Source organism: Pirellulales bacterium (genome assembly GCA_036490175.1).
GTDB lineage: Bacteria > Planctomycetota > Planctomycetia > Pirellulales > JACPPG01 > JACPPG01.
This window is the reverse complement of the sequence record DASXEJ010000020.1, coordinates 1-2,506: the sequence shown is the minus strand read 5'-3', so window position 1 is coordinate 2,506 and position 2,506 is coordinate 1. Positions and strand designations below refer to the sequence as shown.

At 61.9% G+C, this 2,506-nt stretch carries 3 protein-coding genes; all 3 read left to right on the top strand.

Translation table 11 applies throughout. The annotated features are described in order from the left end of the window. Positions 1-307 precede the first annotated feature (307 nt). Positions 308-1,288: a hypothetical protein gene (locus tag VGG64_01925; GenBank protein HEY1598331.1), complete on the top strand. Its 981-nt coding sequence runs from the start codon at positions 308-310 to the stop codon at positions 1,286-1,288. 64 nt (positions 1,289-1,352) lie between these two features. Beyond that, entirely contained in the window at positions 1,353-1,826 is a 474-nt protein-coding gene (locus tag VGG64_01920; protein ID HEY1598330.1) for a hypothetical protein, read from the top strand. A gap of 109 nt (positions 1,827-1,935) precedes the next feature. Then, positions 1,936-2,506: hypothetical protein (locus VGG64_01915; protein ID HEY1598329.1), on the top strand; the 571-nt coding region annotated here is incomplete at its 3' end.

Sequence of the window (2,506 nt, the reverse complement as noted above, 5' to 3'; positions counted from 1 at the left end):
ACCTCAAGGTCATAGCTCATAACGCCAATTTTCGTGGACCCTAGGGCTTGTGTCACGGGGTTGGACCCAGAAAGTTCGCCGCCCATTTCGCCCGCTACTCAGTCAATCCCTTCGTTGCTCCCCAGGGTGTGAACAGTTACGAGACGCCTACTAAAGCGTCCGCCGCGAACGAACGACGGTAACAGACAATCGACCGGTATCCGTAGAGCCTGCCTCGGTAGGTATCCCCAGGAGCCCATCGCAAACCCACAGTGGGTTTCGCAGATGGGCTTTTTTGTTGGTGCTAGCGCGTCAAGGAGAGTGTTCCATGCCGGAATCGTTGCAGGAATTCATCAGCTCGCGGGGGCTTGCTCTGCGCATCGATCGCGAGGCGGGCATCATTCGTGGCGTAAAAATCCTGGGGCTCGAGTCGCAGAATGGTCGTAGCTATCTGCCCGAGGCGTTGACCGCCGCAGTCCCGCTGTACGAAGGGGCCAAGGTGAATGTCAATCATCCCAAGGCATTGCCCGGCACGCCCCGCGATTATCAGGATCGAATCGGCGCCATTCATGGCGTAGCGGTGCGGGCGAATGAAGGACTATTCGCGGATTTACACTTCAATCCTCAACACGCCCTGGCTGGCCAGTTGGCCTGGGACGCGGAGCATGCGCCGGAAAACGTCGGCTTCTCCCACAATGTGTTGGCCAAGACCGCGCGGCGCGGCGACCGAGTGGTGGTCGAAAACATCACCAAGGTCCAAAGCGTCGATCTGGTCGCCGATCCAGCCACCACGCGCGGATTGTTCGAAGCCGCCGGAAGAGCAGACGCACTGGCACGGAACGAGCCGCGCACGACCGGCGAGCTGCTATGGGAAGAAATGACGGCTGCAGAGCTCGAGCGCCGCCGGCCGGATCTCGTCGAAGCCCTGGTTGGTGAGGTGCGCCGCGAAAATGCCCTGTTGCGGTTGCAGGTCGACGAGGCACGAGCGGCCGACGCCGTGCTGGAGAAACGGACGCTGGCACTGCGCCTGCTTGAAGAAGCCCACCTTCCCAGCCCGCATAGCGACGCCGGTTGGGCCAAGGAGATCGTCAGTCAGGCGTTCTACGAATCCCTGTTGGCCGCACCCGACGAGGGGGCTATGCGACGCCTCGTACACGAACGCGTGCAATTAGTATCTGCGGCGGCGGGCTTTGCATCGCATCGTCCGACGGCCTGGCACGGTCGACCGCTGGCGCGCGATCAACAACTGGTCGAGGCAGGCTGGCCTACGGTCATCGACGCGGCGGCCTTCGCCCGGTCGATCACTTGACGCGCCGACGATTCAATGGCCGGCGATCTGTTCCGATTTCACATTTCAGCAGGAGACATATGCAATGGCCGACGTGATGCGGTGGAGATATGGGGAAACGTCGCCGGTGATCCTGCCGGTGCAGTCGGGAACCGTAATCGAGATCGGCGACCTGCTCTATTGGAGCACTGACCATGTGCTGCCGGCGGTGGCGCAGGCCGACCAGGGTACCAAGGCGGGCAATCAGCAGCTTTTCCATAACAACTTCGCGGGAGTTGCCATGCAGCAATCGCGCAGCGGCGACACCAATCCCATTCGCGTGGCCACGACCGCGGTGTTCGCGTACGACTGTTCGAGTGCCACCTTCGAGGTCGGCACGCTGGTCGGCGCCGACGAGAACTCTGGCGGCACGGCGCTGCAAAACCAGGTGGTGGCGGCCGTCGGGGCCGAAAACCTGGCCGTCGGTCGTTGCGCCAAGCGACTCAATCCGGCTGGTACCTGCGTCATGGTGGAGATTGTCAGCACGATTTCGCATGGTGGTCCGCAGGTCAAGGCGTAGGGCGCCGAACCGCGCGCTAGGTTATCGACGAACAGCTCATTTTACTTGCCGGCCTCACGCTGCACTGGATTCAGACGGTGAGGCGGCCTAATACGCGAGGAGTCCCGCTGTGAACATCAATTATCGCGACTTGAAACGGCGCTACGAACTCGAAGGGCCGCGCAACACTGTGGTACACCTGGCCGAGGCGCTGCGCCAGCGCCATCTGCGGGCCGACGATTTCAGCCTCCGCGATTTGGCCGAGACGCTTGTCGCCGACGGGCGTGAATGGGTGCGGGCGCTGGACCCGCGCAGCGTGTCGGGCGTCTCCGTGCTCGAGGCCGGCGATGGCGTGGACGTGACCGCCTTTCTGAACATTACTGGCCAGGTGATCTACTCGAAGATCATGGACGCTTACACGCAGGAAGCGTTCGTCGTCTCGAAGCTCGTAGAGACCATCCCCACTCGGCTCGACGGCGAGAAGATTCCCGGCGTTTCGCGGGTGAAGGACGAAATCGATGAAGTGGCGCCGGGCATGCCGTTTCCCAGTCTGGGATTTGGCGAGGATTACATCGAGACGCCATCGACGACCAAACGCGGTTTCATCGTGCCCGTCACGAAAGAAGCCATCTTCTTCGATCGTACCTACCTGGTGCTCAGTCGGGCGGCCGAGGTGGGCGAGATTCTCGGCCTGAACAAAG

Coding starts and splice junctions, on each gene's coding strand:
- VGG64_01920 (HEY1598330.1), top strand. CDS start 1,353: ATGGCCGACGTGATGCGGTGGAGATATGGGGAAACGTCGCCGGTGATC.
- VGG64_01925 (HEY1598331.1), top strand. CDS start 308: ATGCCGGAATCGTTGCAGGAATTCATCAGCTCGCGGGGGCTTGCTCTG.